This is a genomic window from Pseudooceanicola spongiae, from assembly GCF_014899185.1.
Classification (GTDB): Bacteria; Pseudomonadota; Alphaproteobacteria; order Rhodobacterales; family Rhodobacteraceae; genus Pseudooceanicola; species Pseudooceanicola spongiae.
Window position 1 is genome coordinate 3,050,658 of record NZ_CP045201.1, and the last position, 17,933, is coordinate 3,068,590.

The following is a 17,933-nucleotide window of genomic DNA, read 5'->3' on the forward strand; positions in this document are numbered from 1 at the left end:
TCGGCCCGCCACCGGGCTTGCGCTTCGGAGGCGTTGTTGTTTTATGGCCGCGCCTCGGGCCGCCAGCTGGCACAAAGCGATGAAATGCAGAAAAACCCGTTGTGCTGACTGTAGAAACGGGTAGTTTTTCGGTCCCGACAGATCGGGCCCGGCAACCCGGGTCCGGCGGGATCGGATCCGGCAAGATCGGAACAGGGACAGGGAAGAAAGCCATGAAACTCAGCATCGAACGCGCGGCTCTGCTCAAGGCGGTGTCGCAGGCTCAATCGGTTGTCGAGCGGCGCAATACGATTCCGATCCTCGCCAACGTGCTGATCGAGGCCGAGGGCAACGACGTCATGTTCCGCGCCACCGATCTCGATATCGAGGTTGTCGATAAGGCCCCCGCCATGGTCGAGCGCGCAGGCGCCACCACGGTTTCCGCCGTAACCCTGCATGAAATCGTCAGAAAATTGCCCGACGGCGCCATGGTGACCCTGTCCGATGATGGCACCGCAGGGCGTCTGATGGTGCAGGCGGGCCGCTCGAACTTCAACCTCGCGACCCTGCCGAAGGAGGACTTCCCCGTGATGGCCTCCTCCGAGTACAGCTCCGAATTCACCGCGCCGGCCCCGGTGCTGCGCCGCCTGTTCGACAAATCGAAGTTCGCGATTTCCACCGAAGAGACCCGCTATTACCTCAACGGCGTCTACATGCATGTCGCCGATGGCGATGAGGGCCGCGCCCTGCGCTGCGTCGCGACCGACGGTCACCGTCTGGCCCGCATCGACGCGCCCCTGCCCGAAGGCGCCGAGGCCATGCCCGGTGTCATCGTGCCGCGCAAGACCGTGGGCGAGCTGCGCAAACTGCTCGACGATGACGAGATGATGATCACCGTCTCCGTCTCGGAAACCAAGGTGCGATTCGCCACGCCACAGATCACCCTGACCTCCAAGGTCATCGACGGGACGTTTCCGGATTATTCACGGGTCATCCCGCAGAATAACACCCGCCGTCTGGAAGTGGACGCCGCCGAATTCGCCAAGGCTGTTGATCGCGTTGCGACCGTCAGCTCCGAGCGTTCCCGCGCCGTCAAGCTGAGCTTGGACGAAGATCGCCTCGTCCTGTCCGTCAACGCGCCTGACAGCGGCGCGGCCGAGGAAGAACTCGCCGTCGCCTATGCTGATGAGCGTCTGGAAATTGGCTTTAACGCCAAGTACTTGCTGGAGATCGCGAGCCAGGTTGATCGTGAGAACGCGGTGTTCCTGTTCAACTCCTCCGGCGATCCGACTCTGATGCGTGAAGGCAATGATCTGAGCGCGGTCTACGTCGTCATGCCGATGCGCGTGTAAGATCACCCGTTCCGGGCGATGCCTCCGGCGGGGATATTTTCAACAGGGAAACATGGGGGACTCCGGGTTTGGCGAAGCTTTGTCTGACCCGGCTGGAGCTGTCGCACTTCCGGTCCTGGAAGCATGGTGCGCTGTCTGTCGATCCGCGTCCTGTGGCCATCTGGGGGCCGAACGGGGCCGGTAAGACCAATATTCTTGAAGCGATTTCAATGTTTTCGCCCGGGCGCGGGCTGCGTCGTGCCTCGGCTGAGGACATGGTGCGCCGCTCCGAAGGGCTGGGCTGGAAACTGAGTGGGCTGGTCGCCTCGCTGCACCAGCGGCATGAGGTCGAGATGCGGGCCGAGGCGGGACAGTCGCGCAGCCTGCGCCTCGACGAGAAGGTCGCGCCGCAGGTGGCGCTTGGGCGGGTGGCCCGTGTGCTCTGGCTGGTGCCCAGCATGGACCGGCTCTGGACCGAGGCGGCGGAGGGGCGGCGTCGGTTTCTGGATCGCATGGTGCTGAGCTTTGTGCCCTCTCATGGCGATGTGACGCTGAGCTATGACAAGGCGATGCGCGAACGCAATCGCCTGCTCAAGGACATGGTGCGCGACGATCCTTGGTACCTCGCGCTGGAGAGGCAGATGGCGGAGGCCGGCGCGCAGATCAGGCTCAACCGGTTGAAATCGCTGCAAATGATCGCTGAGGCGACGGAGGAGGCTGAGACAGCCTTTCCCGCGCCGCAGCTGTCGCTGACCCATCCCGAGGGCGACCTGCCCGCGACAGAGGCCGATCTGCTGGCTGCGTTTCAGGACAACCGGCGGCGCGACATGGCCGCCGGGCGCACGCTGATCGGGCCGCACCGCATCGATCTTGAGGCCTTCTGGACCACCAAGGGGATTGCGGCGCGCGATGCCTCGACCGGAGAGCAGAAGGCGCTGTTGGTGTCGCTGATCCTGGCCAATGCCCGTGGGCTGGCGCGGGATTTCGGGGCGCCGCCGATCCTGCTGCTGGACGAGGTTGCCGCCCATCTTGACGCAAACCGTCGCGCCGCGCTTTATGACGAGATCTCGGCGCTTGGCGCGCAGGCCTGGATGACCGGCACCGGCCCGGAGCTGTTTGCCGAACTGGGAACGCGCGCGCAATACCTTGAAGTCACGGAAGAGGCTGGCGAAAGCCGCGCCACACAGAAGGATACCGCCGCATGACCCCGCAACGTGTCACCCTGATCACCCTCGGCGTCGCGGATCTGGCCGTTTCGCGGGCGTTTTATGCCGCCCTCGGCTGGCGCGCGGTCGAGGAGCAGGAGGGCGTCAGCTTTTACCAGATGGACGGTATGGCTCTGGGGTTGTTCGGTCTTTCGGATCTGGCCAAGGATCAGGGGCGCGCGGGGGCCACGCTCGGCACCGGGGCGATCACATTGGCGCAGAACATGGCGGATCGCGCCGAAGTCGATGCCGCCTGGGCCCAGGCCCTGCAGGCGGGGGCCACGGCCCTGAAGGCTCCGGAGGCCGTCTTTTGGGGCGGCTATTCAGGCTATTACGCCGACCCCGATGGCCACGTCTGGGAGCTGGCGCACAACCCCTTCTGGCAGCTCGATGAGACTGGCCGCCTGAGCATTCCCACCCCCTGAGCCATAAGGCCGCGACATGACCATCACACCGTTCGAGCTGGGCCTTTATGCCTATGCTCTGTTCATCCTGTTCCTGACACCCGGCCCGGTCTGGCTGGCGCTGGCTGCGCGCACGCTCTCGGGTGGCTATGGCGCGGCCTGGCCTCTGGCGCTTGGGGTGACGGTGGGCGATGCGCTCTGGCCGCTGATCGCGATGCTGGGGGTCAGCTGGCTGGTGGCGCAGTTCGATGGCTTTCTGACGGTGCTGCGACTGATCGGGGCGGTGATGTTTCTGATCATGGGCACTCTGATCATCCGCAATGCAGATCACAAGATTTCCTCCGACAGCCGGCTGACAAGGCCCGGCAAATGGGCCGGGTTTGCCGCCGGGGTGGCGGTGATCCTCGGCAACCCGAAGGCGATCCTGTTCTACATGGCGATCCTTCCGGGCTTCTTTGATCTGACGCGCATGACCGGCTGGGATATCGCCGCGATCATGGGGATTTCCATGCTGGTCCCGCTCATCGGCAACCTGATCTTTGCGGCCCTTATCAGCCGGGCCAAGCGGTTTCTGACCTCGGGCACGGCGCTGAAACGGGTCAACATTGTCGCGGGCTCCCTGATGATCTGCGTCGGCCTGATCATCCCGTTTGTGTGACCCGGACAGGGCCCCTTCAACGCACAGGCGAAAAGCGTCCCAGAGCGGCTAAAACTTGTGTCAGCAGCGTGACAATCCCCGCGTAAAAGCCTAGATTGGCATGTGAAATTCCAAAGGGGACACGCATGGCCGAGGCCCAACCGAATATGCCTGAGTACAACGCCGATTCCATCAAGGTTCTCAAAGGCTTGGATGCCGTCCGGAAACGTCCGGGCATGTATATCGGCGACACGGACGATGGCTCGGGTCTGCACCATATGATCTACGAGGCCGTCGATAACGGGATCGACGAAGCGCTCGCGGGCCACGCGGACTTCGTCAAGGTGATCATCCACGCCGATAACTCGGTTTCGGTGCGCGACAACGGCCGGGGTATTCCGGTCAGCATCCACACCGAAGAGGGCATCTCGGCGGCCGAGGTCATCATGACCCAGCTGCATGCTGGCGGTAAGTTCGACCAGAACTCCTACAAGGTGTCGGGCGGTCTGCACGGCGTCGGCATCTCGGTCGTGAATGCCCTGTCCGACTGGCTTGAGCTGCGGATCTGGCGCGACGGTAAGGCGCATTATGTGCGCTTTGAGGATTCCGTCACCGTCGCCCCGCTGATCGAGACCGGCGACGCGAATGGCGAACAGGGCACCGAGGTGCGCTTCCTGTCCTCGACCAAAACCTTCTCGAACCTCGATTACGACTACCACACGCTGGAAAAGCGCCTGCGAGAGCTGGCCTTCCTGAACTCTGGCGTGCGCATCACGCTGGAAGATCACCGCCCGGCGGAAATGCTCACGACCGAGCTGTTCTATGAGGGCGGCGTCAAGGAATTCGTCAAATACCTCGACCGTTCGAAGACCTCGATGTTCGCCGAGCCGATCTTCATCACCGGTGAACGGGACGACATCGGCATCGAGGTCGCGATGTGGTGGAACGACAGCTACAACGAGATGGTGCTGCCGTTTACCAACAACATCCCGCAGCGCGATGGCGGCACGCACATGGCGGGCTTCCGTGGTGCGCTGACCCGGACGATGACGAAATACGCCCAGGACAGCGGCATTGCCAAGCGCGAGAAGATCAACTTCACCGGCGATGACGCGCGTGAGGGGCTGACCTGCGTGCTCTCCGTCAAAGTGCCGGACCCCAAATTCTCGTCCCAGACCAAGGACAAGCTGGTCTCCTCTGAGGTGCGTCCCGCAGTTGAATCCCTCGTCGGGGAAAAACTGGCCGAGTGGTTTGAGGAAAATCCCCAGCAGGCCAAGATCATCATCGGCAAGATCGTCGAGGCCGCGCAGGCGCGCGAAGCTGCGCGTCGGGCCCGCGAACTCACCCGGCGCAAATCGGCGCTGGATGTGAACTTCCTTGCTGGCAAGCTCAAGGATTGCTCGGAAAAAGACGCGACCAAAACCGAAGTCTTCCTCGTCGAGGGTGACTCGGCGGGTGGCTCTGCGCAAACCGGTCGGGATCGTCGCACACAGGCCGTCCTGCCGCTGCGCGGCAAGATCCTGAACGTCGAGCGCGCGCGTTTCGACCGCATGCTCTCCAGCCAGGAAATCGGCAACCTCGTGATGGCGCTCGGCACCGGCATTGGCCGCGACGAGTTCAACATCGCGAAACTCCGCTACCACAAGGTCGTCATCATGACCGACGCGGACGTTGACGGCGCGCACATTCGCACCCTGCTGCTGACCTTCTTCTACCGGCAGATGCCGGAGCTGATCACCGGCGGCTATCTCTATATCGCGCAGCCGCCGCTCTATAAGGCGTCGCGTGGCAAATCCGAGGTTTACCTCAAGGATCAGGCCGCGATGGACGACTTCCTGATGGATCACGGGGTCGAAGGCGCCGTGCTGCAACTGGGCAATGGCAACGAACTCGGCGCGCAGGATCTGAAGCGCGTCGTCGCCGAGGCGCGTCAGCTGCGCCGTGTGCTCGACGCCTTCCCGACGCATTACCCGCGCCACATTCTCGAGCAGGCTGCGATTGCCGGGGCCTTCGTGCCCGGCGCGATCGATGCCGACCTTCAGGGCGTCGCCGAACAGGTTGCCGCCCGTCTCGACCTGATCGCGCTGGAATATGAGCGTGGCTGGCAGGGGCGCATCACGCAGGACCACGGCATCCGTCTGGCCCGCATTCTGCGCGGCGTCGAAGAGGTCCGCACGCTCGACGGTCCGATGCTGCGCTCGGGCGAGGCACGCCGCACCGGCAGCTTCACCAAGTCCCTGCAGGAGGTCTACTCGGTCCCCTCCAAGCTGATCCGCAAGGACAAGAGCCAGATGATCTACGGCCCGCTCGACCTGTTCAAGGCGATCCTGGCCGAGGGTGAAAAGGGTCTGTCGATCCAGCGTTACAAGGGTCTGGGCGAGATGAACCCGGAGCAGCTGTGGGAAACCACGCTGGACCCGGATGCGCGCACCTTCCTGCAGGTCAAAGTTGATGACATTGCCGAGGCAGACGACATCTTCACCAAGCTGATGGGCGATGTGGTCGAACCGCGCCGCGAATTCATCCAGCAGAACGCGCTGAACGTCGCCAACCTCGACTTCTGATCCGCGACAGGACCAAAGATCACAGGCCTTCCAGCCCCGCTCAGGGGCCGGGAGGCCTTTTTTATGCGCCCGGGCTCTTCTTCAGCCCGTCGCGGCTTCGGCCACCGCATCGCGCAGGATCTGTGCCATCACATCAGAGGGTTGCGCACCGCTGAACAGCAGCTGCTGGCCCAGAATAACGCTGGGAACGCCACGGATCCCCTCTTGCCGGGCGTCGACGTCCTGCGCCTCCACCAGCTCCCATAGGGCGGCGTTGACCGAAGGGCCGTGATCAAAGCCGACGTCCCGCGCGATGCTCCGCAAAACCTCCGTGCGCCCGACATCCTGACCTTCCACGAAATAGGCCTGAAACAGGGCCTCGACCGCACGGTTCTGCAAGGCGGGGCCGCCCGCCCGCAGCGCATCCGCGATCATGACGTGCGAGGCCAGCGTATTGGGCGTGCGCGTGATCAGGTCATAGCGGAAGCCGATCCCGACCTCCTGCCCGACATCGGCCACCTGTTTGTCCATCGCCTGACTTTTGGCGAGCGAGCCGAACTTGGCCGTGCGATAGGCCGTCCGCTCTGCGCCATCATCGGGCATGTCCGGGTTCAGCTGAAACGGGCGCCACTCCAGCTCAAAGTGCAGCCCCTCAGAGGCGAGCTGCGTCAGTGCACCTTCAAGGCGGCGCTTCCCGATGAAGCACCAGGGGCAGATGGTGTCGGAGACGACGATCAGTGTCTCGGAAGGGGTCGGTGTCGGCATGGTCTTCTCCTGCTGAGGCGGGGCTGAGGGCCGGGTCCACGGACAGGGCTCTCACTGGCGAATCGGTGGGCCTTTGCCGCCGGTAGGTCTTTGGACGGGCCGGCGCGGGCGCATGAAGAGGCTGGCTCATACCGTGGGCATTGAAAAGCATACCAAGGTTTCGGATGCAGGTCTGCCCGCGGCGGAAAAACGGCCACGCCCACGCCATCCCGATCAATTTATCCCTTATTTTCATATGGAAGCGCACGGAAATCGCACCCCCAAGCCGCCAGAGGAGCGCCATGTCGCCGCATCGAGTGCAGGCATTTTTTCCCGACCTGCGGGATCGTAAACCAAGGTATAATTTCGGCCCCTGCCTCCCGCTCCTAGGTCTGGGTCACACATGGCGATGGTAGCCCGGTCAGGATCGCAAACGGTGGCATGCCCCCCCCCAGCGAACACCCGAACCTTGCCGCACAGCAACAGGAGACTTCACATGTCAGGTCAGACTTTCCACATGTCCCGCCGCGTCTTTATCGCCGGGACAGCAACGATTGCAGGGACCGTCTACCTGTCTCGTCCCGGCTTTGCCCAAGCCAATCTCAATCATTCCAATCAAAACGGAGACATCATTATGTCCAGCGGATTTGTCACGACCACAGACGGCACTCAGATTTATTTCAAGGATTGGGGCCCCCGTGACGCCCAGCCGATCGTGTTCCACCATGGCTGGCCGCTGAGCGCCGATGACTGGGACACCCAGATGCTGTATTTCCTCGGCAAGGGCTACCGCGTCGTGGCGCATGACCGCCGGGGCCATGGCCGCTCCTCGCAGGTCGATACCGGCAACGACATGGACCACTACGCCTCTGACGCCTCGGCCGTGGCCGAATTCCTCGACCTGAAGAATGCGGTGCACATCGGCCACTCGACCGGCGGTGGCGAGGTTGCCCGCTATGTCGCGCAGTACGGCGAACCGCAGGGCCGTGTGGCCAAGGCCGTTCTGGTCAGCGCGGTGCCGCCGTTGATGCTGAAAACCGCCGCCAACCCCGAAGGCACCCCAATCGAAGTCTTCGACGGCTTCCGCGAGGCGCTGGCCGCGAACCGGGCACAGTTCTACATGGATGTCGCCTCGGGCCCGTTTTACGGCTTCAACCGCACCGGCGCCAAGGTCTCGCAGGGGGTGATCAACAACTGGTGGCGTCAGGGCATGATGGGCGGAGCGCTTGCGCATTACGAAGGCATCAAGGCCTTCTCGGAAACCGATCAGACGCAGGACCTCAAGGACATCTCCGTGCCGACGCTGATCCTGCAGGGCGATGACGATCAGGTCGTGCCCTACCGGGACGCCGCGATCAAACAGAAAGAGCTGCTGAAAAACAGCGAAATCAAGATCTATCCGGGCTTTCCGCACGGCATGCTGACGACCCATGCCGAAGTGATCAACCCCGATATCCTTGCCTTCATCAAGAAGTAAGGCCGCAATTTCAGCGACTTGGAGGGAAAGCGGGCCAAACCCGCTTTCCCTTTACGACATCCGGAGCGGCGCCGTGCCCGCGCTATCACCGGACAGGCAAGCGACAGCGCTCAGACAGAGGCCGCTTCGATAGCATCCAGCAGGGCATCCGGATCAACCGGCTTGGTCAGGAAAGCGCGCGCGCCGTGCTCCAGCGCCTGCTGACGCGACGCAGTGGTCGGATAGGCGGTCATGACGATCACCGGCTTCAGCCAGGACCGACGCGCCATTTCCTCCTGCAGCTCGATGCCCGACATTCCGGGCATATGCAGATCGGTGACGATACAGTCGAACACACCGGGGTTGTCACAGGCCAGCAGCTCTTCGGCCGTGGCAAACTCCGTGCCCTCCATCCCAGCCGAGCGCAAAAGATTGTCGACGCTGGCGCGCACGCCGGGATCGTCATCGACGATCGCTACCATCAGGGGGTGGGACATCACATAACTCCAAACGCCCGAACGCCGAAACCTATCTCAGGGATGTAGCGGCCGCGTTCCCCAGAGCACCATCATACCTAGATACTATACCGGTGAATGCTGTCATCGCGCACACCCAATTGTTCGGCCATGCGTACCAGATCGGCCAGCGACTGTGCCACCATCTTTCGCATCACGTTGCCACGGTGAATCTTGACGGTAATCTCGCTCAGGTCCAGCCGGGCGGCGACCTGTTTGTTCATCAAACCCGTCACGACAAGCGCCATCACCTCTTTTTCGCGCGGGGTCAGCCCATCATACTGGCGTTGCAGCTGGAGGCTTCGCTCAAACTCGGCCCGTCGGCCCAGATCCGCCAGCAGAGCCGCCTCGACCGCGCCCAGCAGCTGATCGTCGTCAAACGGCTTGGGCAGGAAATCGACCGCCCCGGCACGCATGCCCCGCACGGTCATCGGGATATCGCCATGCCCGGTGATCAGCACCACCGGCACCGCATAGGCCAGTCTTGCCAGCTTTTCCGTGAACTCCAGCCCGCTTTCTCCCGACAGCCGTACATCCAGCACCAGACAGCACCGGGTTTCAGGCCGATCCGCCGCGAGATAGGCCGCCGTGCTCTCGTAAAGACGCACCTCATACCCGCAGGAGCGCAAAAGGCTGCTGATTGAGCCGCGTACATGCGGATCGTCGTCAATGACGCTCACGCATCCCGGTGTCAGCGTTTCCGTCATGCCGCAGTCCTTTCCTGCTTGTCGCGAACCGGCAGGCGCAACCGCATCGTCACGCCACCCCCTGCATTTTCTGACGCCACCAGCGTGCCGCAGTGCTGCTCCATGATCGAGCGGCAAATCGTCAGACCCATGCCCATCCCCTCGGCCTTGGTGGTGAAAAACGGGCTGAACAGCGCCTCGGGGTCGCGACCTTTCAGACCCGAGCCGCTGTCACTGACCGTGATTTCGACAAAGGCCCCGTTGCTGCGACCCTCGATGGCAATCTCGCGCTGGTCGGTGGGCGTGGCCGTCATCGCCTGCTGCGCGTTCAGCAGAAGGTTCATCAGGACCTGCTGCAGCTGGACACGGTCGGCACTGACGCGCGGCAGGCTCTCGGGCACATCGACCCGCAGCGCAATGCCAGAGGCCGCCAGATCGCGCTGCAACAGCGCAATCGTATCGCTCACCAGCGGATCGACCCGCAGCGCCACCTGCACGGGGTCCGCCTTGCGCGACAGATCGCGGACCCGCGCCACCACATCCGCGGCCCGCGTTCCGTTCGACGCGATCTCCTCCAGACAGGTCGTGACCTCAGCCGCGTCAGGGGGGTCACGCGTCAGCCAGCGCCGCCCGGACCTGGCATAGGTGATGATCGCGGACAGCGGCTGGTTCACCTCATGCGCGATCGAGGCCGCAATCTGGCCCAGCGTCGTCACCCGCGACATATGCACCAGCTCCGCATGAGAGGCGGCCAGCCGCTGCTGGGCCTCGTTGCGCTCGGTGACGTCGAGTGCGGTGATCAGAACCCGCTCCCAGCCCTGATCGTCTGGCGGCAGGGCGACCCGCAAAACCACATCCACCAGCCCACCCGCCTTGGTCTGAAACTGCGCTTCGGCTTCGACCGGGACTTCTCCGGCCAGCAAGCGCGCAAAGATCTGCGCCTGTGTTGCCTGCGCCCGGGCGGTGTGGTGCTGCATGACATTGCCACCGATCATCTCGCCGGGGTGGCTGTAGCCGAACAGGTTTGCCGCCTGTTGGTTGGCGTTGCGCACACTGGCAAGCGCGCCGCTGGTGCGCACCATCTCTTCGGTCGCGGCCCCGCCGCCCTTGAGAGCCTTATAGGCCGCAGACCAGTCGGACTCCCAGATCGGGAAGCCGGCGGCGTTGAAAATCGTCACATAGCGGGCATCCGCGCGCCGCCGCTCAGCCGCCGAGGCGATCTGGCCTGCGCAGAGCACACTGGTGACCACAATCGACAGCAGGCTGACCCCAAGCCGCATCGCAGACGAATCCAGCGGCTCATCGCTGTGGCAGATGACATATCCCGCCAGCGCCAGCGATGCACAAAGCCCGCCGCTCAGCAGCACAAGCCTGCGCTGGCCGGCCCAGGCCGCGATCACCACGACAATCGTATAAAGAACGGCCACCGCCCCCTGAAGCGGGCTCAGCACGTCGAGCGCAAAGATACCGAGCGCCAGCAACAGCGACAGAGCAGCATGCGCAATGCTGACACTGCGCCTTGCCTGTCCGGTCCCGTCCGGAACAGCCCGCCGCCACCCTGCCAGCAAGCGCCGGATTGGGCGCAGACTGGCTTTGGTCCGGGGCCGGGGCAATCGATCAGGCGCGGCCGTCGTCACTGGTTCTTCAGCTCCAGCCGAAAGCGCAGACCGGGGTTTGCATCTTCCCAGACGGCGACGCCGCCCAGCTGGCGCACGGTCTTGTCGATCAGCCTCTGGCCCAGCCCGGTGCCATGCGCATGCGCCTTCTGGCTTGCGACACCGCGCCCTCTGTCCTGCACGCTCAGCTCGAAGCGGCCCGGCGTGATCCGGCGCAGCCCGACGAAGATGTCGCCCGGCTCGCCCACAAGATAGGCAAACTTGCAGGCATTGGTGACCAGTTCGATGACCAGCATCCCGATCCGCGTCGCACTGCGCGCGTCCACCATGACCGTATCGGCGCGCAGGATCAGCCGCCGGTGCTCGGGGCAGCTTTGGGCGAACTGGTCGCACAGACGCTCCAGAAACGGCTGCAGGTCGACCAGCTGTTGCGTGCTGGAATCCTGCAGCAGGCGATGCACCCCGGCAATGGCCCAGATCCGGGCATGGGTACGGTTCAACGCCTCGCGCGCATCGTCATTGTCCACCGCACGCGCTTCGCGTGACAGCAGCACCGAGACCAGCTGCAGATGGTTCGCAATGCGATGATTGGCTTCATCTGCCGCGCTCAGCTCAGACAGCGGCGGCAAAACGGTGCCCGAAACCGAGGGCCCGAAGTCCTGTTCAAAAAGTGTCGCGTGCATTTTCCGTCTCCCGCTCAAAGTGATCCAGTCAATACGGATATCTTGGGTGCAAAGGGCGTTTGTCGCTATCATACGCAGGTTTGGGCATACGCAGGTTTGGGGTCGTCCCATGGGCAGGTCACACCTGCGTATGATCGCCCCCGCACCCAGGGCGCAGGGGGGCTGCGGTCAGCAGACAACACCGCGCAAACTACCTCTGCGGCGCAATAAGGTGGCGCACGAGAGGCTTTTCCTCGCCGATATGAAAGGCCTGCGCTGCGTCCTGCACCACCCGGTCGGCGTTGGTGACGCGGGCGTGCTGGCGCATATGCTCCAGCCAGCTCTCCACCATGAACGTCTCAACGATCACACCGGGATTGGCCGCATCCTCGAACAGCCCCCACCGGATCGCCCCGTCGCGCTTGCGGATCTTGCGCAGCCGCGCCATCGCCAGCGTGAAGGCCGCCATGTCCCCCTGGGCGAGGTGATATTCGATGGTGATCATCACCGGCCCGCGATCGGCTGTCGGTTCCAGCGCAACAATCGGACTGGGCCAGTGATCCGAGGGCGAGAAGTCGATCGCTGAGGAGGTGTTCAGCGCAAACGGTCGCGCCACCAGCAGCGTCGTCACAACCAGCCCCGCAGCGGCAATCAAGAGCGTCACAGGGATGCCCACATAGCCCGCCAGCGCCCCCCAGAGCAGCGATCCCAGAGACATCGCGCCCTGAAAGATCAGCAGATAGACAGCCAGCGCCCGCGCCTTGACCCAGCCCGGCGATCCCGCTTGCGCTGCGCCATTCAGCACCGACATCATCGCGATCCAGCAGATCCCGATGACAAACAGCAGCGCGCAGGCAAGGGCAAACCCGCTCGTCACCGCGAGGCAGGCCAGCGCCAGCGCCATGCCCACCGAAGCCAGCAGCGACATCCGGTTCGAGGTCACAAGCGCGCGCAGGCGCGGCATCAGCACGGCCCCTGCCACCGCGCCAATGCCCATGAAGCCCAGCAGCGCGCCATAGCCCGCCGCCCCCTGCCCCAGCGTGTCGCGCGCGATCAGCGGCAGCAGCGCCCACATGCTGCTGGCAAAGACGATGAAGGCCGCCGTGCGCACCAGCACCGCCTGCAGCTCGGACGAGCGCAGGGCATAACGCAGGCCCACCCGCATCGCGCCGCTCAGATGTTCGGCGGGCAGCAGGCGCACGTCAGCCTTGCGGTTCCAGCGCCACAGCACCAGCACCACCCCCAGCGTCGACAGGGCATTCAGCGCGAACACCGCCTCCGGCCCCGTGGCCGCAATGATGAAACCCGCCAGCGCCGGGCCAATCGCCCGCGCGATGTTGATCGCCAGCCCGTTCAGCGTCACCGCATCCTGCAGCGACTCCCGCTCGACCAGCTCGGGCACGATCGCCTGAAACGCCGGGGCCGACAGCGCCGCCCCGATCGCCATCAGCGCCGTGAACAGCAGCAGCATCCCCGAGGTCATCAGCCCCGCCCATGTCGCCACGGCCAGCGCCCCCGCAGCGGCGATGGCGAACAGCTGCGACCAGATCAGGATCTTGCGACGGTCAATGATATCCGCCAGCGCCCCCGCCGGCAGCGCCAGCAGGAACATCGGGAAGGTCGAGGCCACCTGCACCAGCGCCACCACCAGCGGATCCGGCGAGAGCGAGGTCATCAGCCACCCGGCCCCGACGCTCGACATCCATGTGCCGATATTCGACACCAGCGTCGCGATCCAGAGCGCGCGGAAAATCGGGACGGACAGGGGATGCTTCACGCCGCCACCCCGCGCCATGTCGCCATGGTCAGACGACCCGGACTGGGAAGGGAAAACGCGGTGGGGGCAAGGGGCACGATCAGGTCCTCAGAGGTAAAAAGGGGGAAAGGCGCGCGCGATCAGCCTGCAATCCGGCGGGCTGACGCGGGGTGAAAGGCGCACAGCACCGAGGCCGCCAGCGCCATCGCTCCGGCCAGCGCCAGCGGCGCGTAGATATCATAGCGATAGAGCAGCGCTCCGCCGATCGCCGCCCCCAGAAAGATTGCAACCACGGCGCCGATCCGGCGCGCCCAGTTCGGGTTGGCCCCACCGGCGGCGCGCGAATCCGCCCCCAGCCCGGTCAGCGTCATGGTCAGCACGGTCGTGGTCAGATCCGCCACCTTCAGCTGACGGATCGTGGCATTGCGAAACCCCATCGCGACAGCGGTCAGGGCGATGATCGCGAACATCCGCCACTCCGGCGTCAGCGTCTCGAAGTCATAGCCAAGCGCAACCACGGCAGCCGTGCACAGCAAGGCCGCCTCCACCACGCCGGCGACCAGCAGCCAGCGCCGCTCGGTCTTGCCGACGTGCAGACGGATGGCGCGGCCCCCCAGCATCGCCCCGACCACGAACATCGCGATCCCGAGAATACAGGGCGCGGCGTGAAAGCCCGGCGCACCACTGGCGGCAAAGCCCAGAAACACCACGTTTCCGGTCATATTGGCGGTAAACACCCGCCCCAGCCCCAGCACGCTGGCCGCATCCACCAGCCCGGTCGTGACCGACAGCACGAGCAGCAAAGGCACGCGCGGGTCCATGGTCCTGATGTCGATCATGATATTTCCCAACCTGTTTTCGCTGTCTCAGCGCCCGGCACGCGCCTCTCTGGCGCGCCGATCCGCGATCATCGCCACCAGAACGAAGCCGCCGATCAGGCCGATGTGTTCAAAGAAGGCATTCATCGCCATGAAGCGGTCCTGCCCCGCGGGCATCGCCCAGAAGTTGTTGGCCACGAAAGCCGCCAGCAGCGTGAACACGCCCAGCATCCCCGCCCCCAGCCAGACCAGCCGCCCCGACAGTATCAGCGCCGGGCCGATCAGCTCCAGCGCGATGGTGATCGCCGCCCAGAGCGCGGGCGGCGTCACCCCGAAATGCGCCTGTTCCGCAACCGCACCCGGCCAGTCAGTCAGCTTGGTCAGCCCGCCCAGCAGATAGGCCCCGACCAGCGCCAGCCGCGCCAGAAACCACACCGCCGGATGGCTGAGGATGACTGAGACGAAATGTGGTGTATCGCTGCGCATCACGATTTGCCCCCGGCTGAGTGGATCTCGGCGATATGGCCACCGGGGAACTGCACCATCGCCGACATCCGCGCGCCCGCCTTGTGCGGCGCGACCAGCGTTTCAACATGCGCCGCCCTCGCACGGTCCAGCGTTGCGCCCAGATCCGCCACTTCATAGCCCATCATGTCGCGCCCATAGGGCCAGGGCAGCTGACCGTCGGTCACGATGACCAGCATGTCGCCATAGCCCGAGGTCAGGCTGATCTGGCGATAGGTCGTGCCGGGCATCCCGATTCCGGCGCCATCCGCGTCCGGCATATCGCTTGTGACCTCGGCATGGGCAAAACCGCTCCAGCTTGTGACAAAGGCATCTGCGGCGTCGGCGGTCAGATAGATGCGGTTTTCGGGCACGCTCTCCAGTGGCGTGACGCTGGGCTTTTTGGTGTGCGTGTAGAGCTGCATGTTCACGCCACCGGGCCATTGCACCACCACGTCGCGCCCAATCGGATCGGGAAAGGTGTCGACCAGCCGCGTCGCCCCATGCGCCACGGCTGAGGCGGCGGCGGCATCGATATCACTGACAAGATACCCCGTCCGCTCCGCCCCGAAGGGATAGGGCACCGGCGTCATGAACCCGAAGACCGAGATCGTCCCCGCAGGCGTCAGCACCAGCTGAGATTTCGTCTTGCTGGTCGTCGGCGTCACCTGAAACTGCCCCTGCGGGGAGGTCGTGCCGCCAAAGGTCGCCTGAAAGCTGGCAACGAAGGTGTCGAACTGGTCCGGCGCCACATAGACGTGGTTGGTGTCATACTGCGGCCCGACGGCAAAATCCGCAGCCGGCGTGACATCGCTCGCAATGTCCTGCGCCACAAGGGGGCCGGCCAGCGCCGCGCTGATCGCAATGGCGGCTGAGAACAGGGAAAAAGGCTTCATCGTATATCTCCGTTTCAAAGGGTCCTCAGACCGCCCAGCAGCCACAGCCAAATGCGCCCCAGAACGACTGCACGTCCGCCGCCGGAACATCCGCGCCGAGCGCTGCCGCATGGTCATGCCCATGCACCCCGCAGGCCGAGGCACAGCCGCAGGCGCGCGCAAGGGTCTGCGCGGTTTCTGGCGTGCGGTGATAGCCGCCGAAGGTGGCCACCGGCGACCAGTCGGGCATCGGGCGCGGCAGCTCTGGTGACATCGGGGCATAGTCGCCCTCGCCATAAACCACCTTGCCACCCAGCACCGTCAGGACCGAACGCAGATGCGGAATCTCGGCCTCGGGCACGCTGAAGAAATCGTCCGACAGAACCGCAAGGTCGGCCAGCTGGCCCGCCTTGATCTGCCCCTTCTTGCCCACCTCGGAGGAGAACCACGTGTTCTCATGCGTCCACATGCGCAGCGCCTTTTCGCGGCTGACCCGGTTGGCGGTGGGATAAAGCCCAAGCCCGCCCACCGTGCGCCCCGTCACCAGCCAGTTCAGCGACACCCAGGGGTTATAGCTCGCGACACGCGTCGCATCGGTGCCCGCGCCCACCGGAATCCCGGCCTCGATCATTTTGGCGATGGGGGGCGTGCGCTCTGCCGCCTTCTGGCCATAGCGTTCAACGAAATCTTCACCCTGATAGGCCATACGGTGCTGTACGGCGATGCCGCCCCCAAGCGCCGCGATCCGGTCGATATTGCGGTCGCTGATCGTCTCTGCATGGTCGAAGAACCAGTTGATGCCGTCAAACGGGATATCGCGGGCGACCTTCTCATAGACATCCAGCGCGCGGCTGATCGTCTGGTCGTAGGTCGCATGCAGCCGCCACGGCCACTTGTGTTCAGCCAGCAGCCGGATCACCGGCTCAAGGTCGCCCTCCATGTTCGGCGGCATGTCCGGGCGCTCGACCCGGAAATCCTCGAAATCGGCGGCGGAGTAGACCAGCATCTCGCCCGCGCCGTTGTGGCGATAGGTGTCGTCGCCCTGTCCCGGGCTGACCTGCCCGACCCAGCCGGTGAAATCCGCCAGCTCTTCTTTCGGCTTCTGGGTGAACAGGTTGTAGCTGATGCGCAGGGTCAGCTGATCCTCGCTGTGCAGCTTTTCGATGATGTCGTAGTCGTCGGGATAGTTCTGAAAGCCGCCCCCTGCATCGATCACCCCGGTCACCCCAAGGCTGTTCATCTCGCGCATGAAATGCCGGGTGGAGTTCAGCTGGTATTCGGGCGGCAGCTTCGGCCCCTTGGCCAGCGTCGAATAGAGGATCGTCGCGTTCGGATGCGCCAACAGCAGCCCCGTCGGATTGCCCGCCGCGTCGCGCACGATGTCGCCCCCCGGAGGGTTCGGCGTGTCCTTGGTATAGCCCACCACCCGCAGCGCCGCCGCATTCAGCAACGCCCGGTCATAGAGGTGCAGGATGAACACCGGCGTGTCAGGCGCGACCGCGTTCAGCTCCTCGATCGTCGGCAGGCGCTTTTCGGCGAACTGGTGTTCGGTAAAGCCGCCGACCACCCGCACCCACTGCGGCGCAGGCGTGTTGTCGACCTGCCGCTTCAGCATCGCCATCGCATCCATCAGCGACGGCACGCCATCCCAGCGCAGCTCCATGTTATAGTTCAGACCGCCCCGGATGATGTGCATGTGGCTGTCGATCAGCCCCGGGATGATCCGCCGCCCCTTGGCATCGATCAGCACCGCCTCGGGCGCGGCGGCGCGCACCTCCTGCTCACTGCCGACGGCGAGGAATTTGCCATCGCGGATCGCGACCGCCTGCGCCTGCGGGTTCTCGGTATCGAGCGTGCTCACCTTGGCATTGAACAGGATCATGTCTGTCATCGGGGTCGTCCTTTGGGAGGGAGAGAGGGGGTCAGGCAGCGCGCGGGCTCACGACTTGCCACTGCCGGGCAGCTTGCCCAGCACATGCTCGTGCGCCTCGTTGCGCAGGTAGGCGACAGCGGCGCTGGGGTGGATGGCCAGCTGCTTGACCAGCGGGATCACCTGCTCGCCGATCAGAATGCCCAGCAGCCCCACCAGCGCCACCGCCGGCGGCGCCGGAGAGCGCACCCCGAGAAGGCTGTAGACAATTCCGACCAGCAGGCCGGCCCCGAGTGAAAAGAGGTATATTTTCATCTGTTGAGTCCTTCTCG

The 17,933-nt window shown here is 64.5% G+C and carries 17 protein-coding genes; 6 read left to right on the forward strand and 11 right to left on the reverse strand.

The genetic code is table 11. The annotated features are described in order from the left end of the window. Positions 1-212: 212 nt before the first annotated feature. The 5 genes from dnaN (at position 213) to gyrB (ending at position 6,120) form a co-directional block, all read left to right on the forward strand. A complete protein-coding gene (dnaN, locus tag F3W81_RS14420) occupies positions 213-1,331 on the forward strand; it encodes a DNA polymerase III subunit beta (protein ID WP_193079822.1) in 1,119 nt (372 codons plus the stop codon). 68 nt (positions 1,332-1,399) lie between these two features. Continuing rightward, positions 1,400-2,515 carry a DNA replication/repair protein RecF gene (gene recF, locus F3W81_RS14425; RefSeq protein WP_193079823.1) on the forward strand — a complete coding sequence of 372 codons (1,116 nt, stop codon included), beginning with the start codon at positions 1,400-1,402 and terminating at the stop codon, positions 2,513-2,515. Continuing rightward, on the forward strand, positions 2,512-2,940 hold the full coding sequence (locus F3W81_RS14430) for a VOC family protein (protein ID WP_193079824.1): 429 nt from the start codon (positions 2,512-2,514) through the stop codon (positions 2,938-2,940). Before recF ends, F3W81_RS14430 begins: the two co-directional genes overlap by 4 nt. Positions 2,941-2,956: 16 nt before the next feature. Beyond that, positions 2,957-3,577 carry a LysE family translocator gene (locus F3W81_RS14435; RefSeq protein ID WP_193079825.1) on the forward strand — a complete coding sequence of 207 codons (621 nt, stop codon included), beginning with the start codon at positions 2,957-2,959 and terminating at the stop codon, positions 3,575-3,577. A 125-nt stretch (positions 3,578-3,702) separates the two neighbouring features. Beyond that, positions 3,703-6,120, forward strand: coding sequence for a DNA topoisomerase (ATP-hydrolyzing) subunit B (gene gyrB / locus F3W81_RS14440; protein WP_193079826.1), 2,418 nt, complete (start codon positions 3,703-3,705; stop codon positions 6,118-6,120). Between the two features lie 81 nt (positions 6,121-6,201). Here gyrB and F3W81_RS14445 read toward each other — a convergent pair whose 3' ends face one another. Next, positions 6,202-6,864 carry a DsbA family oxidoreductase gene (locus F3W81_RS14445; RefSeq protein WP_193079827.1) on the reverse strand — a complete coding sequence of 221 codons (663 nt, stop codon included), beginning with the start codon at positions 6,862-6,864 and terminating at the stop codon, positions 6,202-6,204. A gap of 475 nt (positions 6,865-7,339) precedes the next feature. On the opposite strand from F3W81_RS14445, the gene F3W81_RS14450 reads away from it, so the two are divergent. Further along, the gene (locus F3W81_RS14450) at positions 7,340-8,320 is read left to right on the forward strand and encodes an alpha/beta fold hydrolase (RefSeq protein WP_193079828.1); all 981 of its coding nucleotides are present in this window, start codon (positions 7,340-7,342) and stop codon (positions 8,318-8,320) included. Between the two features lie 110 nt (positions 8,321-8,430). Here F3W81_RS14450 and F3W81_RS14455 read toward each other — a convergent pair whose 3' ends face one another. The 10 genes from F3W81_RS14455 to F3W81_RS14500 all read right to left on the reverse strand — a co-directional run bounded on the left by F3W81_RS14455 (position 8,431) and on the right by F3W81_RS14500 (position 17,916). Beyond that, on the reverse strand, positions 8,431-8,796 hold the full coding sequence (locus tag F3W81_RS14455; protein WP_193079829.1) for a response regulator transcription factor: 366 nt from the start codon (positions 8,794-8,796) through the stop codon (positions 8,431-8,433). A gap of 77 nt (positions 8,797-8,873) precedes the next feature. Next, a complete protein-coding gene (locus F3W81_RS14460; protein WP_193079830.1) occupies positions 8,874-9,521 on the reverse strand; it encodes a response regulator transcription factor in 648 nt (215 codons plus the stop codon). Beyond that, positions 9,518-10,981: a sensor histidine kinase gene (locus tag F3W81_RS14465; protein WP_226941692.1), complete on the reverse strand. Its 1,464-nt coding sequence runs from the start codon at positions 10,979-10,981 to the stop codon at positions 9,518-9,520. The genes F3W81_RS14460 and F3W81_RS14465 overlap by 4 nt, the downstream gene beginning before the upstream one ends. 152 nt (positions 10,982-11,133) lie before the next feature. Further along, positions 11,134-11,799: a sensor histidine kinase gene (locus tag F3W81_RS14470; protein ID WP_193079832.1), complete on the reverse strand. Its 666-nt coding sequence runs from the start codon at positions 11,797-11,799 to the stop codon at positions 11,134-11,136. A 190-nt stretch (positions 11,800-11,989) separates the two neighbouring features. Then, positions 11,990-13,555 carry an MFS transporter gene (locus F3W81_RS14475; protein ID WP_226941693.1) on the reverse strand — a complete coding sequence of 522 codons (1,566 nt, stop codon included), beginning with the start codon at positions 13,553-13,555 and terminating at the stop codon, positions 11,990-11,992. Between the two features lie 119 nt (positions 13,556-13,674). Beyond that, complete coding sequence (locus tag F3W81_RS14480; RefSeq protein WP_193079834.1) at positions 13,675-14,373, reverse strand: YoaK family protein; 699 nt, start codon at positions 14,371-14,373, stop codon at positions 13,675-13,677. Between the two features lie 27 nt (positions 14,374-14,400). After that, on the reverse strand, positions 14,401-14,838 hold the full coding sequence (locus tag F3W81_RS14485) for a DoxX family protein (protein WP_193083902.1): 438 nt from the start codon (positions 14,836-14,838) through the stop codon (positions 14,401-14,403). Next, positions 14,838-15,752, reverse strand: coding sequence for a glyoxalase (locus F3W81_RS14490; RefSeq protein ID WP_193079835.1), 915 nt, complete (start codon positions 15,750-15,752; stop codon positions 14,838-14,840). Before F3W81_RS14490 ends, F3W81_RS14485 begins: the two co-directional genes overlap by 1 nt. 25 nt (positions 15,753-15,777) lie before the next feature. Continuing rightward, positions 15,778-17,622, reverse strand: a complete 1,845-nt coding sequence (locus F3W81_RS14495) for an amidohydrolase (RefSeq protein ID WP_193079836.1) — start codon at positions 17,620-17,622, stop codon at positions 15,778-15,780. A 48-nt stretch (positions 17,623-17,670) separates the two neighbouring features. Then, a complete protein-coding gene (locus F3W81_RS14500; protein WP_193079837.1) occupies positions 17,671-17,916 on the reverse strand; it encodes a XapX domain-containing protein in 246 nt (81 codons plus the stop codon). Between the last annotated feature and the right edge of the window lie 17 nt (positions 17,917-17,933).

Excerpts from the sequence above, each read along its gene's own strand:
- dnaN (WP_193079822.1), top strand. The coding sequence starts at position 213 with ATGAAACTCAGCATCGAACGCGCGGCTCTGCTCAAGGCGGTGTCGCAG.
- F3W81_RS14430 (WP_193079824.1), top strand. The coding sequence starts at position 2,512 with ATGACCCCGCAACGTGTCACCCTGATCACCCTCGGCGTCGCGGATCTG.
- F3W81_RS14435 (WP_193079825.1), top strand. The coding sequence starts at position 2,957 with ATGACCATCACACCGTTCGAGCTGGGCCTTTATGCCTATGCTCTGTTC.
- gyrB (WP_193079826.1), top strand. The coding sequence starts at position 3,703 with ATGGCCGAGGCCCAACCGAATATGCCTGAGTACAACGCCGATTCCATC.
- F3W81_RS14445 (WP_193079827.1), bottom strand. The coding sequence starts at position 6,864 with ATGCCGACACCGACCCCTTCCGAGACACTGATCGTCGTCTCCGACACC.
- F3W81_RS14450 (WP_193079828.1), top strand. The coding sequence starts at position 7,340 with ATGTCAGGTCAGACTTTCCACATGTCCCGCCGCGTCTTTATCGCCGGG.
- F3W81_RS14455 (WP_193079829.1), bottom strand. The coding sequence starts at position 8,796 with ATGTCCCACCCCCTGATGGTAGCGATCGTCGATGACGATCCCGGCGTG.
- F3W81_RS14460 (WP_193079830.1), bottom strand. The coding sequence starts at position 9,521 with ATGACGGAAACGCTGACACCGGGATGCGTGAGCGTCATTGACGACGAT.
- F3W81_RS14470 (WP_193079832.1), bottom strand. The coding sequence starts at position 11,799 with ATGCACGCGACACTTTTTGAACAGGACTTCGGGCCCTCGGTTTCGGGC.
- F3W81_RS14480 (WP_193079834.1), bottom strand. The coding sequence starts at position 14,373 with ATGATCGACATCAGGACCATGGACCCGCGCGTGCCTTTGCTGCTCGTG.
- F3W81_RS14485 (WP_193083902.1), bottom strand. The coding sequence starts at position 14,838 with ATGCGCAGCGATACACCACATTTCGTCTCAGTCATCCTCAGCCATCCG.
- F3W81_RS14490 (WP_193079835.1), bottom strand. The coding sequence starts at position 15,752 with ATGAAGCCTTTTTCCCTGTTCTCAGCCGCCATTGCGATCAGCGCGGCG.
- F3W81_RS14495 (WP_193079836.1), bottom strand. The coding sequence starts at position 17,622 with ATGACAGACATGATCCTGTTCAATGCCAAGGTGAGCACGCTCGATACC.
- F3W81_RS14500 (WP_193079837.1), bottom strand. The coding sequence starts at position 17,916 with ATGAAAATATACCTCTTTTCACTCGGGGCCGGCCTGCTGGTCGGAATT.